Here is a 16804-nt window from a genome sequence, read left to right as displayed (position 1 = left end):
CCCCCCCCTTTCGACGTCAGCGCGCCGTGCTGCCTCCGTCGACCACCGAGACGGACGACTTCATGGTGTCAAGCTCGTCGAGGGTGAAGCCCTCCGGCCCGTCTAGGAGCGCCCGCACGATCTCGTGGGCGCTGAAGCGCACATCGATGTCGATTGTGGTCAGCGACGGTTCAGTAACCCCTGACGCAATCGTGTTATCCACCCCGATGACTCCGATATCGCCCGGCACGTTGCGGCCGGCGCGAGTGGCTGCCGACATGATGGCAAGCGCGACATCATCGTTGTACGCTGCAATACCGACGCTCTGCCCCCGCAGCATCTCGGCCGTCTGCTGACTACTCCCCCGCTCGAGGGAAAGGCGGATGGTCGGCAACACCGCGACGCCCGCCCGCTGACATTCCTCCAGTGCTCCTCGCTCACGGGCCGTCGCGTAAGGCTGCTCGCGCAGCGCCTCGGGAGTTGCGATAGCCACGGCTGTGTAGCCGCGTTCGATGAGGTGGCGTGCTTGCATCGCGCCGATTTCACGGTCGATGGCTTCCTGGTACTCGCGCGGCGGATCAACTACTGCCACGTTCGCTTCGTCCAGGCGAGCGCGCTGGGTTGGCGCCAGCGGCGCCACGCTCCACAGCCCCGCGGGCCGTAGCGCGAGGACGGCTTCGTCGATCTGCGCGTCGCCAGAGGACAACCTGATGAGGTTAGTGCGGCCCGCTTGTGCGAGTTCGTCAGTGACCCTGTCGATGAGTTCCCGCAGGCGCGGACCGAGCGAGATATTGGGCAGGAGCGTGATGACGATGTCGCTGGTCCCCCTGGCGAGGGCTCGACCTGCGATGGACGGTCGATACCCGAGCTCTCGCGCGACTGACTGCACGCGGTCGACCATGTCCGGCCGAAACCGGTGTCCGTGGCCGTTCAGAATCTGGCTCACGGTCGACCTAGAGACCCCTGCTCTCGCAGCCACGTCCGCACTGTTGGTCATGTCGGTCTCCTTCTGGCGCCTTCGCCAGTTTACGAGAAAATCGCCACGCGCCATTGTCGCGTGTCAACATCCTAGCCCCGTCGCCGCCTCGGTTTCGAAGCAGGGGGCGCGGAGTCGTTGAGCCTCATCTCCAGACTCTTCTCGGGCCCCTGGGATTATCGACTTTGACACGCGTCAATGTTCGTGATTTGATGCACAAGAGGCCCCTCGGCCTCGCACCAGATTGAGGACGACGATGACTTTGATGCGCCCTACCGCTGCGCGGTCCGACACGCTGTTGTCCACGTGGCGTGTTTCTTCGGACGATGGAACCGAGGTCACCGTCCGCCTCCCCGATGACGCGATGCTGCGAGCTGGGCGGGACCCGAAGGCGAGCGGCGGCGCCGAGACCGGCTGGTTCCTCGGGGGCAACTACGACTACGTGACGCAGTGGAGCGCTCCGCACGGAGATGGGGAGGTCGTGCTCGTCTTCGAAGGCGTCCAGGGCGACGCAGATGTCACGGTGAACGGCGAGAAGGTCGGGACCGTGCGGAGCGGGTACACCGAGACAGAGCTGACTATCACTGACGTCGTGAGACGCGGCGCGGTCAACGACATCCGCGTCATCGTTCACCATCGTGATCAGCCCGCAGAGCGCTGGTATCCGGGCTCCGGACTGTACAGGCCCGTCCACGTGATCACTCGACCGCTGACACACTTCGGCCTCGACTCCGTGCGAGTGACGACCACCGAGATCGAGAGCGCACGCGCCGGTGTGCGCGTTGATGTGCGGATGTCCGGGGAGGCGCCGGCTTCGACACGCGTGACCGCTCGACTGAGCGCGAACGGCAAGACCGTCGCGCAGGGGCTGCTTCACGGCGCGTCCGGCGCTATTCATCTCGACGTCGCTGATCCCCGCCCGTGGAGCGCAGACACGCCCTTCCGCTACGAGCTACTCGTGAGCGCAGAGTCAGCCGACGACGTTCTCGACGAGTGGAGAGGCAGAGTCGGGCTTCGAACGGTGAGTGTCGACGCTCAGCAGGGGCTTCGCATCAACGGCAAGCGAGTCCTCCTCGCCGGAGCCTGCATCCACCACGACAACGGCCTCCTCGGTGCGGCGACCCATCGCGCAGCTGAGTACCGGCGGATCCGTATCCTCAAAGACGCAGGCTTCAACGCGATTCGCAGCGCCCACAACCCACTATCGCGGGACCTTCTCGACGCGTGCGATGAACTCGGGATGTACGTGTTGGACGAGCTCGCCGACTACTGGTTCGTGCGCAAGTCACGGTTCGACCACTCGGACCGATTCCGTGGCACATGGCGCCACGATGCTGACGCGCTCATTGCGAAAGACCGCAACTACGCCAGCGTCATCATGTATGCCTCGGGTAACGAGATCCCGGAGACAGCCACCGCCGCGGGCGTTGAGCTGTCGCGCGAGATCACGGAGTACTTCCACACCGCGGACCCCACCAGGCCGGTCACCGTAGCCATCAATCTCTTCTTGAACGCGATGGTTTCGATGAACGCGTCGCCCTACAGCGCGAAGGGAGATCGCTCCGAGGAGGCGATGGCGGGAAGCACCGAAGCGAATGTGATGATCAATCACATCGGGCGGATGATGAGCGTCGTCTCCCGCCTCCCACGCGCAGACCGCGCCTCCCGCGACGCGTTCGCCACGGTCGACGTCGCGGGGTACAACTACGGGATCGCACGCTACAAAGGCGATGCGCAACGCTACCCACACCGCGTCATCTTGGGCTCAGAGACACTACCCAGCGATGTTGCGAAGGCGTGGCGCCTTGCTCAGGAGATCCCCGCCGTGATCGGCGACTTCGTGTGGGCGGGCTGGGAGTATCTCGGCGAGGCCGGAGTGGCCGTGTGGGTGCCAGGCAAGAAGGCCGGACTGGCGAAACCGTACCCGTATGTTGTCGCGGGCCCCGGGATGTTCGATCTCACTGGTCGGCCCGACGCGTCTCTTCGCCTCGCTCAGGCGGCTTGGGGTGTGCTGGACGCGCCCGTCATCACTGTTCGCCCACTCGACCGTGCCGGCCAACCCTACGTCCGGTCAGCGTGGCGTGTCACGGACGCGGTGGAAAGCTGGGCATGGCGCGGCAGCGAAGGCAAGCGCGCGGAGGTCACGGTGTACAGCACCGCCGACGAGATCGAGCTGGTGGTGGGTGATCGCTCTATCGGGCGTCGGCGTGCCGGACGAAACACAGAGTTCCGCTTCTCGTTCACTACTCGGTGGGAGAGCGGAACCGTGCGCGCTATCGCTTACCGAGATGGCATAGAGGTCAGCCGCAGTGAGTTGAGTTCTGCGTCCGACGTGAGCGTGCAGTTGCGTCCCGAAGCAGACACGCTTCTCGCCGACGGTGACGACCTCGCCTTCGTGCACGTTGAGCTGGCCGATGCGGACGGTGTTGTCGAGATGCTCGACGATGACGACGTTGACGTCGAAGTCAGCGGACCCGCCGAACTCGTCGGGTTTGGCACTGCGAATCCGGCGCCTGTGGACTCGTTCCTCTCGGCGCGCACGACGACCTACCGAGGGCGGGCGCTTGCGATTGTCCGCTCGACCGGGGAGACGGGCGAGGTGCGAATCACCGCGCGCTCTCGCCACCACGGGGAGACGACCGTCACCCTGCGGGCCATCTCGTCCGACGCATCTGTCAGCCACGAGGCGCCACGCCTCGCGTGACCCACAACCCAGGAGAAACCATGTCTGATTCCACCCCGGACATCCCGCTGGATGACAAGCTCGCGCTACTGTCAGGCGCCACGTTCTGGGAGACCCACTCGGTGCCTTCCGCCGGCATCCGGCCACTCTTCCTCGCTGACGGCCCGTACGGGTTGCGACACCAGTCCGGCCAGCACGACAATCTGGCGATCTTCGCCAGTGATCCCGCCACCTGCTTCCCTCCTGGTGTGGCCGTCGGCTCCAGCTGGGACCCGGAGCTGGCTGCACGGGTCGGCACCGCGGTCGGTCGCGAGGCCGTCGCGCAGGGCGTGGATGTCGTGCTCGGACCTGGGGTAAACATCAAGCGCACCCCATTGTGCGGGCGGAACTTCGAGTACTACTCAGAGGATCCGCTCATCTCTGGGGTCCTCGGCGCTGCGTACACCACGGCCCTGCAAGCCGAGGGCCCGTCGGTGTCCGTCAAGCATTTTGCGGCGAACAATCAAGAGACAAACCGGCAGACCATCAGCTCGGACGTTGACGAGCGGACGCTGCGCGAGATCTACCTCCCCGCTTTCGAGCGCGTGGTGCGGGACGCTCGACCGGGCTCGGTGATGGCGTCGTACAACAAGATCAACGGTGTTCACGCCTGGGCTAACCCGTGGCTGTTGACTCAGGTACTGCGTGACGAGTGGGGCTTTGACGGCGTCGTCGTCTCGGACTGGAGCTCCGTCACCGACCCGGTCGCCGCCGTGCAGGCGGGCCTCGACCTCGCCATGCCCGCCGAGCCCGAGCACATCGAGCAGTTGCGTGCGGCGGCAGAATCCGGGGCGCTCAGCATGGACGCCATCGATGCTGCCGTCGCTCTCTTGACCGCTTTGGCGGCCCGACCCCGCCCCGAGCGAGTCGAGATTGACGTGGACGTCCACCATGCCCTCGCGCAGGACGTGGCTGAAGGCTGCCCAGTACTTCTCCGTAACGAGCACGACGTCCTGCCGCTTCCCAAGGGAGTGGACGTCGCTGTCATCGGACTTCTCGCGACCGAGCCCCGTTTCCAGGGCGGTGGGAGCGCGAACGTCAACGCCACCAAGATTGATGAGCCTCTCGCCGAGCTGCGAACGCTGCTCGAGCGTGAGGGATCGACCGTCACCTACGCAGCCGGGTACAGTCTCGTCGGCAGCCCGGACGCCGAGTCTCTTGCAGACGAAGCCGTCACCGTCGCGCGTCGTGCTGATGTCGCGGTGGTTTTCGCGGGCCTTGGAGAGGAACAGGAGTCCGAGGGCTTCGACCGGAACACGCTGGACCTCCCCGCAGATCAGATCGACCTGATCCGCCGAGTCGCCGCCTCTGCTGCTCGCACGGTCGTCGTACTCTCCCACGGAGGTGTCGTAAGCCTGGAGGGCTGGCACGACGACGTCGATGCGGTCCTCGATGCTTTCGTTCTCGGCCAGGGCGGCGGACGCGCCATTGCTCGCATCCTCTCGGGAGCGGTCAACCCATCCGGACGGCTGGCGGAGACGATTCCGCTGCGCCTCGAGGATCACCCGTCGTGGTTGAACTTCCCCGGAGAACAGGGCCACGTTCGGTACGGCGAAGGAGTGCTCGTTGGATACCGCTACTTCTCCAGTTCGGGGACGCCGGTGCGCTACCCGTTCGGGTACGGGCTCTCCTACAGCTCGTTCGATTCGTCACTCGACTCCGTCGAGGTGACGGGGTCCGACTCCGCGTCCGTCACTGTGAGCGTCCGCAACACGGGCGAGCGGGCTGGTGCGCACGTGGTGCAGGTGTACGTCTCTACCGATGCGGGTGACGTGCGTCGGCCCAGGCGCGAGTTGCGGGCTTTCGAGAAGGTCACTCTCGATCCTGGAGAGTCGCGGGAAGTGCGGTTCGAACTCGATAGGCGCAGTTTCGCCTACTGGGACGTGGAGCGCGCCGACTGGAGTGTGAAGGAGGGCGAATATCGCGTGCAGCTTGCGGACGACGCATCCAGTGTCCGTGGAGAAGTAGCGATTGAGCTTGAAGGCGATAAGTCCGCAAGCGCAGTCACGCTCGACAGCGCGATTGCCGCATGGCTGGACCACCCCTCCATCGGGGAAGAGACCAACCAGACCCTGGGGTTCGCGTCCGTAGAAGTGCCCGCTGAACAGATGGCTCAGGTGCGCTCTATGACGATGCGGCAGTTCATCCGCATCTCAGGCCTGCCCGTGCCGCTCGAGGCGCTGCAGCTGCTCGCCGACCGTACACACTGATCATCGGAGTTGACATGCAGATCGAAGGAAAAGTATTCGCCGTAACCGGGGCTGGAAACGGCATGGGACGCGAGATCGCACTCGAGCTGGTACGAAAAGGCGCGCGTGTCGCGGCTATCGACCGTGACGAAGAGGCACTCGCACAAACTGCGGCATTGGCAATCGTGCCCAACCGCGTCAGTATCCATCGGGGCGACGTCACTGACGCCGCCGGCGCCACCAAGCTGCCCGGCGCCATCGAAGCCGTACATGGTCATGTGGATGGCTTGGTCAACATTGCCGGAATCATTCACCGTTTCGCCCACTCCTCCGACCTCACCCAGGAGGAGCACGAGCGTGTGTTCGCAGTGAACTACTGGGGCACCGTCAACATGTGCCGCGCGTTCCTTCCCACACTCCGACAGCGGCCGGAAGCCTCGCTGACGAACATGTCCAGCTTGTCGGCTCTCGTCGCCTTTGCAGGCCAGACGTTCTACGGGGCCAGCAAGGGCGCCGTGAAGCAGTACACCGAAGGCTTGTATCAGGAGCTCCGTGGCGAGAACGTGCAGGTGAGCGCCATCTACCCCGGGAACATCTCGACCGAGATCAGCAAGAACTCCGGCGTGGCCATGCTTGATGCGGGATCGAAGAAGGTTCGAGCCACGACACCGCGAGATGCAGGCGTCGCCATTGTTCGCGGCATCGAGCGCGGTTCATTCCGAATCGTGGTCGGCAATGACGCGAAGGCCCTCGACCGGTTGGTGAGGTTGGCCCCGCGTTGGACCACGAACCTCATCGCAAAGCAGATGGCTTCAGTGCTGTGAGCAGAACGAAGGATGGTTCCGACATGTCAGATTTCCCCGAACACTTTCTCTGGGGCGCAGCCACCGCCGCGCATCAGGTCGAAGGCAACAATCTCAACAACGACTGGTGGCGGCTCGAGCAGGTGGCCGCAGACTACGGTGTCCAGTCCAGCGGGGACGCGCTGGACAGCTATCACCGGTACCGCGAAGACATGCAGCTGCTATCGGACCGCGGTTTCACCGCATACCGGTTCAGCCTCGAGTGGTCGCGAATCGAACCGCTCCCTGGCCAGTTCTCTCGGGCGGAACTCGCTCACTATCGACGCATGATCATCACCGCGCGCGAGCTGGGACTAGAGCCCATCGTCACTCTTCACCACTTCACCCACCCGATCTGGTTCGAAGACCGCGGGGCATGGCTGGGGGAAGGCGCTGTCGTCGCGTTCCAGCGATATGTCGAGCAGGCCTGCACGATTCTTGAGGACGTCGAGTGGGTCATCACCATCAACGAGCCCAACATCTTGGCCATCACGCATGGCGGCCAGCGACAGGTCGCGTTGGGAAACGAGTACCCGAAGAACGGTCTCCCTGATCAGGAGATCGGCGACGTGCTGATTGCAGCCCACCGTGCCGCGAAGGCCGTGGTTCTCCGTCTCACGAAGGCTCGAGTTGGATGGACCATCGGCAACCAGGCGCTGACCTCGACGCCCGGCAACGAGGAGAAGTACGCCGAGGTGCAGTACCTCATCGAGGACAAGTACCTCGAGGTATCTCGCGATGATGACTTCGTCGGGACACAGTCGTACACGAGCCAGCCTGTGGATGCAGACGGCATCGTTCCGCACCCGGCAGCCGACGACAACACCCTCATGGGCTGGGCGTACCGTCCCGACGCTCTCGGTATCGCCGTCCGTCACGCTCGCGAGGTCGTCGGCCCTGATGTGCCCATCCTCGTCACCGAGAACGGCATTGCCACGGCGCACGATGACACTCGGATCGCTTACACATCGCAGGCGCTCGCAGACCTGTCGTCGGCCATCGCCGAGGGAATCGACGTACGCGGCTACCTCCACTGGAGCCTCCTCGACAACTTCGAGTGGGGCCACTGGGGTCCCACGTTCGGACTGGTCGCAGTAGACCGGGAGACCTTCGAGCGTCACCCGAAGCCGAGCCTGGACTGGCTCGGTGCTGTAGCCCGCGCAAACGCGCTCTGAGTGAACGAAGAAGGCGGTCCCCGCGTTTCGCGTAGGACCGCCTTCTTTGATGTGCGGCGGTGATGCCGACGCGCCGTTACTCGTCTGCGATGAGTACTGGGTCGCCAGCCGTAACTCCACCAGGACCGTACGCGTCCACGGCGACCCAGTACTCTTCCCCGGCGTTGAGGGTAGAGAGGGTGAGCGACTCGGCCGCGAGTACCTGCCAGGAGTGATACAGCCGGTCCGGGCGCAAGCCATACCGGACGTTGTAGCCATCAGCCTCAGGCACAGCCTTCCAGGTCACTTCAGCGTCGAGAGGACCGGTCCGTCGCGCGGTCGCTTCAGCTTGAGGCGGTGCCGGCACCGTGTGGTGTCCGAACACCCGGACGCCGCTCAGCGCGAGAGGCGCGTTCCAGGGCGACGACACGCCCGTGATGCGCACGAAACGCACCTGTTGCGGGTGTTCCAGGACGAGGAGACGATGCGGGCGATCCGATGCATCGGTGCGTCCGTCGTGCAGCATCGACCAGGCTTCCCCGTCGACGGACGTCTCCAGGGTGTACCGCACCGGATGGTCCTGCGGATGCACAGCCCGCAATGCGACAGGCTGCTCGTCCGGACCGCGGCGGGGCCGGCGGGGCTTCCGACGAGCGAGCTGGTGGTCAGCAGTGTTGATTTGGATGGCATGCACCTCGCGCGATTGCTCGAGGTCGAGGGTGAGCGTCTCCCCTGGGCTCTCATCACCAGCCACCCACCAGGTGCGAACGTCTTCATCGACAGCCAGTTCTGGCCCATGGCCTGCAGTTGCAGAGCTCGCGGCCACACGCGCACGGTACGACTGCAACATCCATCCCGTACTCGCTGTCCATGGGTCTGCTGGACCGTCGGGGACGGCCGTCGGGTAGTCGCCGAAGGTCTGGTTGCAGAAGAGCACGCCGTCATCGTCGAAGCCCGCGGGGAAGATACCCAGTCTGCGCTCAAACCGGTGGTTAACGGAGATCCGCATGGTGGCTGCGTGCCACCAGTTCCCGTACGCGTCCTGGAAGGTGCTGCCGTGGCCGGCGCCGGTGATGAATCCGCCGGGCTTGGACGAGAACGGGTTGTGCGGCGACGGAGTGAACGGTCCGAGGGCGGATGGAGCGGTGTAGTAGCCGTCGGCGTACACGTTGTATTCGGTGCCCGGCCCTGCGTATTGGAAGTAGTACGTGTCTTTGTGGCGCGTCATCCACGCGCCTTCCAGATACGGAGACGGGCTGTGCGTACCGAAGGCTTTCGCACTGAACTTCTCGCCCAGCGTCACGGGAGGAGCCATCCGGTTGTTTTCGCCGTTTCGCTCCCAGCCGTACGCAGAGATGTCACCCGACAGGACGTCGACAGGTTCCCCCAGCGGGCGGAGAGAGTCCGGAGACACTTCGACGCCTCGCAACGGCTCTTTGTTCGAGCACCCCCAGTACAGATACGTTCGAGAATCGAGGTCCTGGAACAGGTTCGGGTCCCACCACGCGAAGGCACTTTCGCTGACCTGCTCGAAACCTTGGCCAAGCGGGTCGCGCGACCGGAAGATGGGGCTGCCGGGCTTCCGCCTCGACGCCGTGACGATGAGCGCCCCGTCGACTTCGCGGACGTCTGGCGCGTAGTCCCCTGCGGGCAGGTCAGGCGCGGCGGCGAAATGCCATTGACGCAGATCAGCCGAATGCCAGAACCCGCCACTCATCGACGCGAACATATAGAAGTGGTCCTGGAACCGCACCACCGAGGGGTCGGCCGCCTCCCGGAAGACCGCGCGCAACGGTCCGCGGGCGAAGTCCTGGTACCGGTATGCGAGATCGAGGGGGTTGCAGAAGACGTTGATGTCGCCTCGATTCGTCACAGCGCGGCCAACGTCTCACGGAGGTCTCGTTCGAGCTCCGGGGTGCTGTGCGGGACTGCGGCCAGCAGGATGTTGAGATTGACGTGCGCTGCGTCAGGCCCTGATGCATCGATGGGGAATGGAAGGTGCTTCTTGAAGACCTGAGTCAGCGCTCGCCACGCCGTGCGATCCTCGGCCAGGGTCTTCAGAGACGTATCGAACGTATAGTCCTCGTGCTCATCGACGCCGACGTCATAGGACCAGGTGTGCGTTCCCGCCCCCACCTCCAGTTCGAGACCATCCGGATGGTTGGGTAGCACGACCTCCGCAGAGGCTCCCTCGGGCACCGTCGCCGTCATCGAGACCTGCCCCTCGGTGATGTTCCATGCGATGCGGACCTCGCCGAGGACGGTGTCGTGCACGAGGAGTGCAGACGTGAGATCCCCACCTGGCTGCGGGGCGATACGCATACGACGGTATCCAGGCTCCACGGCCTCAAGACCGCCGATGACACGGTGCATCCAGTGTGCGATGGATCCCAGCGCGTAGTGGTTGAGAGAGGTCATGCCGGTGGAGTTCAGAGTTCCGTCAGGACGGACCGCATCCCATCGCTCCCAGATGGTCGTTGCGCCCTGAGTCACTGGATAGAGGAAGGAGGGGCACTCCTTCTCCGTAAGGAGGAGGTAGGCGGTATCGACGTGCCCCGTGTCGGAGAGCGCGTGTGCGACCAGAGGGGTTCCCACGAAACCCGTGGACACGGTGTAGCCACTCTTTGTAACGAGCTGCGCTAGCCGGTCACCGGCACGCACTCGCTGCTCCGGTTCCAGCAGGTCGTAGCAGATTGCGAGCGCGTAGGCCGTCGCCGAGTCGCTCACGAGTCGTCCAGACGGGGCCAGGTACTCGGTACGGAAGGCGGTGCGGGTGCGCTCGGCCAATTCCGTGTACCGCGCTGTTTCGTCGACCAGTCCGAGTGCCCGCGCGGCATCCGCCATCTGTTGCGCCGTCTTCACGAAGCACGCCGAGGCCACCAAGTGCCGGTCCGTCTTGCCGCCGCTGGCATCGTCAGCCGGTGCATCCGGGTCAAGCCAGTCGCCAAACTGGAAGCCCGATCCCCACAGACCCGTCGGGTCGAGAAGAGCCTCGACCTGGTCCACGAAGGCTGTCATCGCCGGCCAGTTCTGGCGGAGGATTTCGACGTCACCGTACTCCCGGTAGAGGATCGACGGCAACCCGACGACTACATCGCTCCACAGCGCGGTCGGCGCCGAGGGCGTCGTCGATACGTCCGGCACGTAGAAGGGCACGTACCCTTTCTCACGTTGCTCCGCAGCAACGTCTTTCATCCAGGATCCGAGCACTCCGCGAACGTCGTACAAGAATGCGGCTGTCGGCGCGAAGGCATGGAGATCACCCGTCCACCCCAGTCGCTCGTCGCGCTGCGGACAATCGGTCGGAACACCGAGGAAGTTTCCACGCATGGACCAGATCACGTTCTGGTGCAGGCGGTTCAGCAGGCTATCCGAGGTATCCAGCCACCCGGTGCGGTCCATCTCGCTGTGGACGACCACCGCGATCAGAGCGGTCGCGTCGAGCTCACCAGGCCAGCCCTCGACATCGACATATCGGAAACCGTGGAAGGTGAAGTCCGGCTCCCAGGTCTCCTCGTCGTCGCCCTTGAGCGTGTAGGTGTCGGTTGCTTTAGCGGTGCGAAGAGTCTCGTACTCTGGTTCGCCGTGCGCATTGAGAAGCTCAGCGTGGCGCAGAACCACGGTCTGCCCCTCTTCCCCGCTGACGCGAATGCGGACCCACCCGGTGAGAACCTGTCCGAAGTCCACGACCGTGCGACCACCCGGCGTGGAGATGATGGAGGCAACAGGCAGCTCCTCGGTGCGGCGGATGGGCGGTGGGCCGTCCGCCGTCACCACGGAGACGTCCTGCGGATGCACGGTCGCCGGCTCCCAAGCGGAGTCATCGAATCCGGGCAGATCCCATCCGGTCGACTGCAGCCGAGCGTCGTACACCTCACCGTCGTAGATACTCGCGGAGCGGACCGCGCCTTCACCGACGCGGAAGCTCTGATCCGTCGTGATCCTGTCGGTTCGGTCTTCGTACTCCAACACCAGCTCAGCCAACAGAGCGGGGCGGTCACTGTAGTGATGGCGCTTGAGTTCGAACCCCATTTTGCCCACCGCCCAACCTTCCGCGACTACCGCTCCGAGCGCGTTGTCACCCGGCGTGATGTGTTCGGTGACGTCGTACGTGGAAACGGCGATGCGGTGTTGGTACGCGGTCCATCCCGGCGCGAGGACTTCCTCACCCACCCGTCGTCCGTTGACGAAGCTGGTGACGATCCCGAGTGCAGTTACGTGCAACGTGGCGGAGCGCAGGCCCTCGCTCACCTGGAACTCTCGGCGGAAGTACGGCGCCGGATCCCCCTCCTCGCTCACTCTCGCTGCCGAAATGAACTGTGCCTCGGGAGAAAGGACGGGGTGGGTCGTGGTCATGTCGGGGCCCTTCTGTGCGCCTCGCCGTAGCGTGATCCCCGCGCGAACGACACGAGGACTCTGTCAGATAATCACGAATATTGACGCGCGTCAAACCTATGTCGCGTGCGTGCTGAGCTCGCTCGTGTTCTCCGGAGCCGCGGGCAATGAGCGGCACACATCCTTGGTCGCGGAAACAACCCGGGACGCGTGTCACCCGACGATCACAGGAACGCCCCCCGTAACACCCTCACCCAGAATCGTGCGCAACCGGTGTCAGCCTTCTCCGAATCGCCCCTCCCCATTTACGACAAGCGGGTCGAGGATCAAGGACAGCGTCAAACGCGCTTGCGCCGATCCTTCATGAGCCCTGGCACCGACGGTCGCCGAGTCGATGAACAGCGGGATGACGCCCTCGCCGCGAAGACTTCTTATATACGCTGCCGCATCTTCCACGGCTGCCTGGGCATCGATGTCTTGCACATACTGACAGGCAGGGTCATGTCGGTCGGTGCACTCCGCTCGACATCGATGGAGATCCCGCATGACGTCATTCACTGGCGACTCCCACCACGCGCGGAGCTGAGCGACGTCGACCAGCGCGAACTGGTGCGCCTCGTACTGCTTATTCACGAGGATCTTCATCGAACGCTGAGCGTCACCGACCCCACCGTCATCCATCCACTCAGCGTAAGCGCCCGCGGCTTCATGACCGCGCCACGGGAGCGCAACAAGCGGTTCCTTGAAATCCGTACGTCTGCTACATTTTCTCCAACCGTCAGCACGATGAGTATGCCGGCGGCTCTCGATCCCACTCAAAGATGAGTCAGAAAGGATCTGCGACGCCCCGCAACGCACATTTTGGAGTTCCCTCCCTGCAGTTTCCCTACCGTGCGCGGACGCTGGTTTGCGCGCGGAGAACAAGAATCAGAGACTCATGAGAACACGCAAGACGCTCGCCCTTGTATCTACCCTCTTCCTTGGAGCATCCCTCATCACCTCCGCACCCGCCATGGCAGACAACACCAACGATTCCGGACCAACCATTCGAGAGCTTGCCGATCAAGCAGGCATCCTTTTCGGCTCTGGTTCCGTGAAGGCCTCAGAATCCACAACGGACGACCGCCCCGCCAACTACTTCACGGACCCCCGTTATGGGGCAACGCTGTCCGAGCAGTTCAACAGCCTGTCACCTGAGAACGAGTTCAAGTGGAACATGGTGCAGCCGGAGGAGGGCGTCTTCGACTTCGCCGGCCTCGACCGTCTCGTTGCCTTCGCGCAGGAGCATGACATGGAGGTCAAAGCTCACAGCGGCATCTCCCGGTCGTTCAACCCCGACTATCTGGTCGCCAAGACCGATCCGGCAGAGTTCCGGGCCGCTGTCGTCGAGCATTTCGAGACCATCATGCAGCGTTACAGCGGAAAGATGGATCGGTGGGACATCGTCACGGAGATGTTCACGACCTTCGGCGGCGAGGGCCTCGAACACAACCTGTTCTATGAGCGCATGGGCCCGGACTACGTCGCCGAAACGCTGCGCATCGCGCATGCCGCAGACCCGACGGCGAAGCTTTTCATCAACGAGAACATGGTCGAGTTCTATCCCGCCAAGCGGCAGGAGCTCTACGACCTTGTCGCAGGCATGGTCGCAGATGGCGTCCCCCTCGATGGCGTGGCGCTGCAGATGCATGAGACATATGTCGGCCCGACGCCTGGAGTGCTCACCGACATCATCAATGACTATCGCGCGCTCGGACTCGAGGTCACCATCGCCGAGCTCGATGTGCACACCTACGACCCCATCTCGCAGGCTCAGATCTACGGAGATGTCGTCGCTGAAGCACTCGCGGCTGGGGTGACCGACATCAGCGTGTGGGGGTTCACGGACAAGCACCTCTACACCTGGCTTCCCGGCGCGAAGCCGACGATGTTCGACGAGGAGTTCAATCCGAAGCCGGCCTTCGTAGCGGTTCGCGACGCCCTCAAGTCCTACATCCACAACGGCTCCGCACCCAGCGCGGCAGTTTTGTCGAGCACTGCAGGGTGGGCAACCGGGCTCCGCGATGGTAACTACAACATCGAGATGAACCTGTGGCATGGGACGCCCGGCAGCTACTACCGGCTCTACGAGAACGACGTTCTTGTAGACGGCCAGCAGCTGAATGCGGTGGATGTCACGTCCCAAACGGCATCAACGGAGTTCTCGGGCAAAGCGAACGGCACGTACACATACCGCGCCGAGCTCATCAACTCAGAAGGCGTCACCCACACGTCTTCTGTCACGGTGACCGTCACCGACGCCGCACCGGCACAGCCGGTGGTCAGCACGGACAACTGGGACCGCGATGGGAACTACGTCGCGACCGCGAACCTGTGGTGGGGAACCAACGCCACCTCATATGCGTTCTTCCTCGACGGTGTGGAGGTCGGGGCTGGCGACCTGAGCGCAGCGACCCCGAATGCGCAGACCGCAACGCTCACGTTGGAAGGTGTCGCCCGCGGAGCGCACACGCTGACAGCGACGTTCACGAACGCGAACGGCTCAACCTCATCTGAACCCGTCGTCGTGACGGTGGATTGATCAGCGGGGTGGGCGAGCAGGCTTCCTCTGTTCGCCCACCCCGTCCCGAACCGCCGGCCGCGTTCGCTGACACGCCCCCGCAAGGCGGACGCGGCCAGCCCACCGCTTTACGGCACGGTTGCAGGCACCCGGACTTACTTAGGCCCGACTAGGTGCATCGCTGTCCGAGCCGAGACGCAGTCCATCGCCGACGCTGTACAGCGGGTTCACCGTGCCCAGGATGCTCTCGTGGGACGCACGAACCGCGTGCATCGACCGTGGAATCTCGACAGGGAGAACCCCCCGTGGTTCGATACCCCCGGTGAGTGCGAGCAACAGTGCTTCGTCGCTGACCCCGAAGCTGACGGTGAGTCCGGACACCAACTCCGTCAGCGGTTCAAGGATTGCCGGACGGTCGAGGGCAACGTCTACGTGAAGGCGGGTGCTGTGTGCGATCTGCTGCAGGCGGTAGATGAGACCGGGAGCGAATTCGAGGTCCCCTTGGTGAAAGTAGTCCTCGAGGAAGAGGTCGTTTCGGGGCTGGAACGGCGCGCTGACCCGGACGATGGCAAGGTCTGCTTCAGCCGGATCTGACACTACGTGGGCACGTCCTTCGAGGACGACCGGATCCACACCCTCGACGTAGATTCGTGGCGTGCCGCGGAGCGGAAGGAACTGGTCGCGATTCTCGAGGATGACCAGCGAGCGCGCTTGAGCCCGCAGCCCTGCCGCAGCGTTCTCCGCAGAGCCGACCACTTCAACCGCTTGGTCAACGTCCACGTAAGGGTTGTCGAACAGGCCGAGCTGAAACTTCACGAGAAGGAGGCGACGAGCCGACTGATCGAGTCGTTGTTCGTCGACCAGGCCGATGCGGACAAGGTCAAGCAGGATGTCCGTGCACTCTTCCCCACCGAACTGGTCTGCGCCGGCTTCCAGGATCTTTAGCATTCGGCCGCGGGCATCCAGGTGCTCTACGCCCCAAGCCCGGGCAGGAAGCACCTGCTCGCCGACGTAGTTGTCATTCACCAGCTCCCAATCGGTGAGGATAACCCCGTCGAATCCGAGCTTCTCCCGCAGAAGACCGGTGAGAATCTGTCGGTTATAGCCGAACCCGACTTCCTCGATCTGTTCGCCGTCTATCGTCAATCCGACGGGCATGCCGTAGTAAGGCATGATGCCTGCCGTGCCGGCCTCGATAGCTGCGATGAACGGCTGAAGATGAGTCTGGAAAGCCTCGGCGGTGTAGACCTGCTCACGCCCGTAGGGGAAGTGGGCGTCCTCTCCGTCTTTCTGTGGCCCGCCGCCAGGGAAATGTTTCGTGACGCATGCCACGCTGCCCGGCCCCAAGGCATCACCCTGGAACCCGGACAGGTACGCACGCGTGTATCGCGACACCCGCTCCTCATCCGCTCCGAACGTCTGCAGCTGCCGCGCCCAGCGTGGCTCCGTGGCCAGGTCGATCTGGGGGTGCAGCGCCGCGCGAATCCCGACGGCGCGGTACTCGTTCCCTGCACGTCGGGCAAAATCATGGATCGCGTCATCGTCGTCCAGAGCAGCGAGCCCCAGTGCGTCCGGCCATTGCGAGAACGGGCCCGCGGAGAATGCCACCCCGCTGTTCTCTGTGAACGAGTGCCGAGGGTCGGTTGAGATCGTCACCGGGATCCCGTGCGGGTTCTGTTCGGCGAGGGCCTGCAGTGCGTTGTTCCAGGACGCGGCCTCTGCCGCGGATTCGAGCTTGTGCACGTTGAAGTGATTGATGTGCTTCTGCCGAACCACGGTCGACGTGGGCGACTTACTGATGTGACCTGACGTTTCCAGAAGGGTTCCGCCGGGGCCGACTTCGATGACGGTCTGGAACAGGAGGCCCACCTTCTCCTCCAGCGAGAGACGGGGCAGCAAGTCTGCGACGCGGTCCTCAGGCGACAACCGAGGGTCCTCGTACGGGTCCATCACCCCGTTGCCATTGAGGTCTCGGTAAGCCACTCCGTCTTCGGTCACGGCCTGAGTCGGTTTCACTGCTGTTCCCTTATCCCTAGTCAGGCGGCGC

Annotated in this window: 10 protein-coding genes; 6 read left to right on the top strand and 4 right to left on the bottom strand. The window is 64.0% G+C overall.

Annotated elements, in window-relative coordinates; translation table 11 throughout:
• Positions 1 to 16 precede the first annotated feature (16 nt).
• On the bottom strand, positions 17 to 976 hold the full coding sequence (locus tag ACNPM4_RS00585; RefSeq protein ID WP_448984346.1) for a LacI family DNA-binding transcriptional regulator: 960 nt from the start codon (positions 974 to 976) through the stop codon (positions 17 to 19).
• A gap of 343 nt (positions 977 to 1319) precedes the next feature.
• Between ACNPM4_RS00585 and ACNPM4_RS00580 the strand changes: the two genes are divergently transcribed.
• The 4 genes from ACNPM4_RS00580 to ACNPM4_RS00565 are packed head-to-tail and all read left to right on the top strand — an operon-like array spanning position 1320 to position 7883.
• Positions 1320 to 3659, top strand: coding sequence for a glycoside hydrolase family 2 TIM barrel-domain containing protein (locus ACNPM4_RS00580; RefSeq protein ID WP_448984345.1), 2340 nt, complete (start codon positions 1320 to 1322; stop codon positions 3657 to 3659).
• Between the two features lie 20 nt (positions 3660 to 3679).
• A complete protein-coding gene (locus ACNPM4_RS00575; RefSeq protein WP_448984344.1) occupies positions 3680 to 5887 on the top strand; it encodes a glycoside hydrolase family 3 C-terminal domain-containing protein in 2208 nt (735 codons plus the stop codon).
• A 14-nt stretch (positions 5888 to 5901) separates the two neighbouring features.
• Positions 5902 to 6690 carry an SDR family NAD(P)-dependent oxidoreductase gene (locus ACNPM4_RS00570; protein WP_448984343.1) on the top strand — a complete coding sequence of 263 codons (789 nt, stop codon included), beginning with the start codon at positions 5902 to 5904 and terminating at the stop codon, positions 6688 to 6690.
• A gap of 23 nt (positions 6691 to 6713) precedes the next feature.
• Positions 6714 to 7883, top strand: a complete 1170-nt coding sequence (locus ACNPM4_RS00565) for a glycoside hydrolase family 1 protein (RefSeq protein ID WP_448984342.1) — start codon at positions 6714 to 6716, stop codon at positions 7881 to 7883.
• A gap of 76 nt (positions 7884 to 7959) precedes the next feature.
• On the opposite strand, the gene ACNPM4_RS00560 is transcribed toward ACNPM4_RS00565, so the two are convergent.
• Positions 7960 to 9735, bottom strand: a complete 1776-nt coding sequence (locus ACNPM4_RS00560; protein ID WP_448984341.1) for a family 43 glycosylhydrolase — start codon at positions 9733 to 9735, stop codon at positions 7960 to 7962.
• Positions 9732 to 12113: an alpha-L-rhamnosidase gene (locus ACNPM4_RS00555; RefSeq protein WP_448984340.1), complete on the bottom strand. Its 2382-nt coding sequence runs from the start codon at positions 12111 to 12113 to the stop codon at positions 9732 to 9734. The genes ACNPM4_RS00560 and ACNPM4_RS00555 overlap by 4 nt, the downstream gene beginning before the upstream one ends.
• Positions 12114 to 12470: 357 nt before the next feature.
• Between ACNPM4_RS00555 and ACNPM4_RS00550 the strand changes: the two genes are divergently transcribed.
• Together ACNPM4_RS00550 and ACNPM4_RS00545 are read left to right on the top strand one after the other, a co-directional pair.
• Positions 12471 to 13022 (top strand): hypothetical protein, encoded by a 552-nt coding sequence (locus ACNPM4_RS00550; protein WP_448984339.1) that lies wholly within the window; start codon positions 12471 to 12473, stop codon positions 13020 to 13022.
• A 268-nt stretch (positions 13023 to 13290) separates the two neighbouring features.
• Positions 13291 to 14778, top strand: coding sequence for an endo-1,4-beta-xylanase (locus tag ACNPM4_RS00545; RefSeq protein WP_448984338.1), 1488 nt, complete (start codon positions 13291 to 13293; stop codon positions 14776 to 14778).
• 138 nt (positions 14779 to 14916) lie between these two features.
• On the opposite strand, the gene ACNPM4_RS00540 is transcribed toward ACNPM4_RS00545, so the two are convergent.
• Positions 14917 to 16773, bottom strand: coding sequence for a glycoside hydrolase family 3 protein (locus ACNPM4_RS00540; RefSeq protein WP_419760980.1), 1857 nt, complete (start codon positions 16771 to 16773; stop codon positions 14917 to 14919).
• Positions 16774 to 16804 lie beyond the last annotated feature (31 nt).

The organism is Microbacterium umsixpiens (assembly GCF_053543675.1).
Note: the sequence above shows the minus strand (reverse complement) of the source record. Positions and strands in the feature narration are given on the sequence as shown.

Coding starts and splice junctions, on each gene's coding strand:
- ACNPM4_RS00585 (WP_448984346.1), bottom strand. CDS start 976: ATGACCAACAGTGCGGACGTGGCTGCGAGAGCAGGGGTCTCTAGGTCG.
- ACNPM4_RS00580 (WP_448984345.1), top strand. CDS start 1,320: ATGCTGCGAGCTGGGCGGGACCCGAAGGCGAGCGGCGGCGCCGAGACC.
- ACNPM4_RS00575 (WP_448984344.1), top strand. CDS start 3,680: ATGTCTGATTCCACCCCGGACATCCCGCTGGATGACAAGCTCGCGCTA.
- ACNPM4_RS00570 (WP_448984343.1), top strand. CDS start 5,902: ATGCAGATCGAAGGAAAAGTATTCGCCGTAACCGGGGCTGGAAACGGC.
- ACNPM4_RS00565 (WP_448984342.1), top strand. CDS start 6,714: ATGTCAGATTTCCCCGAACACTTTCTCTGGGGCGCAGCCACCGCCGCG.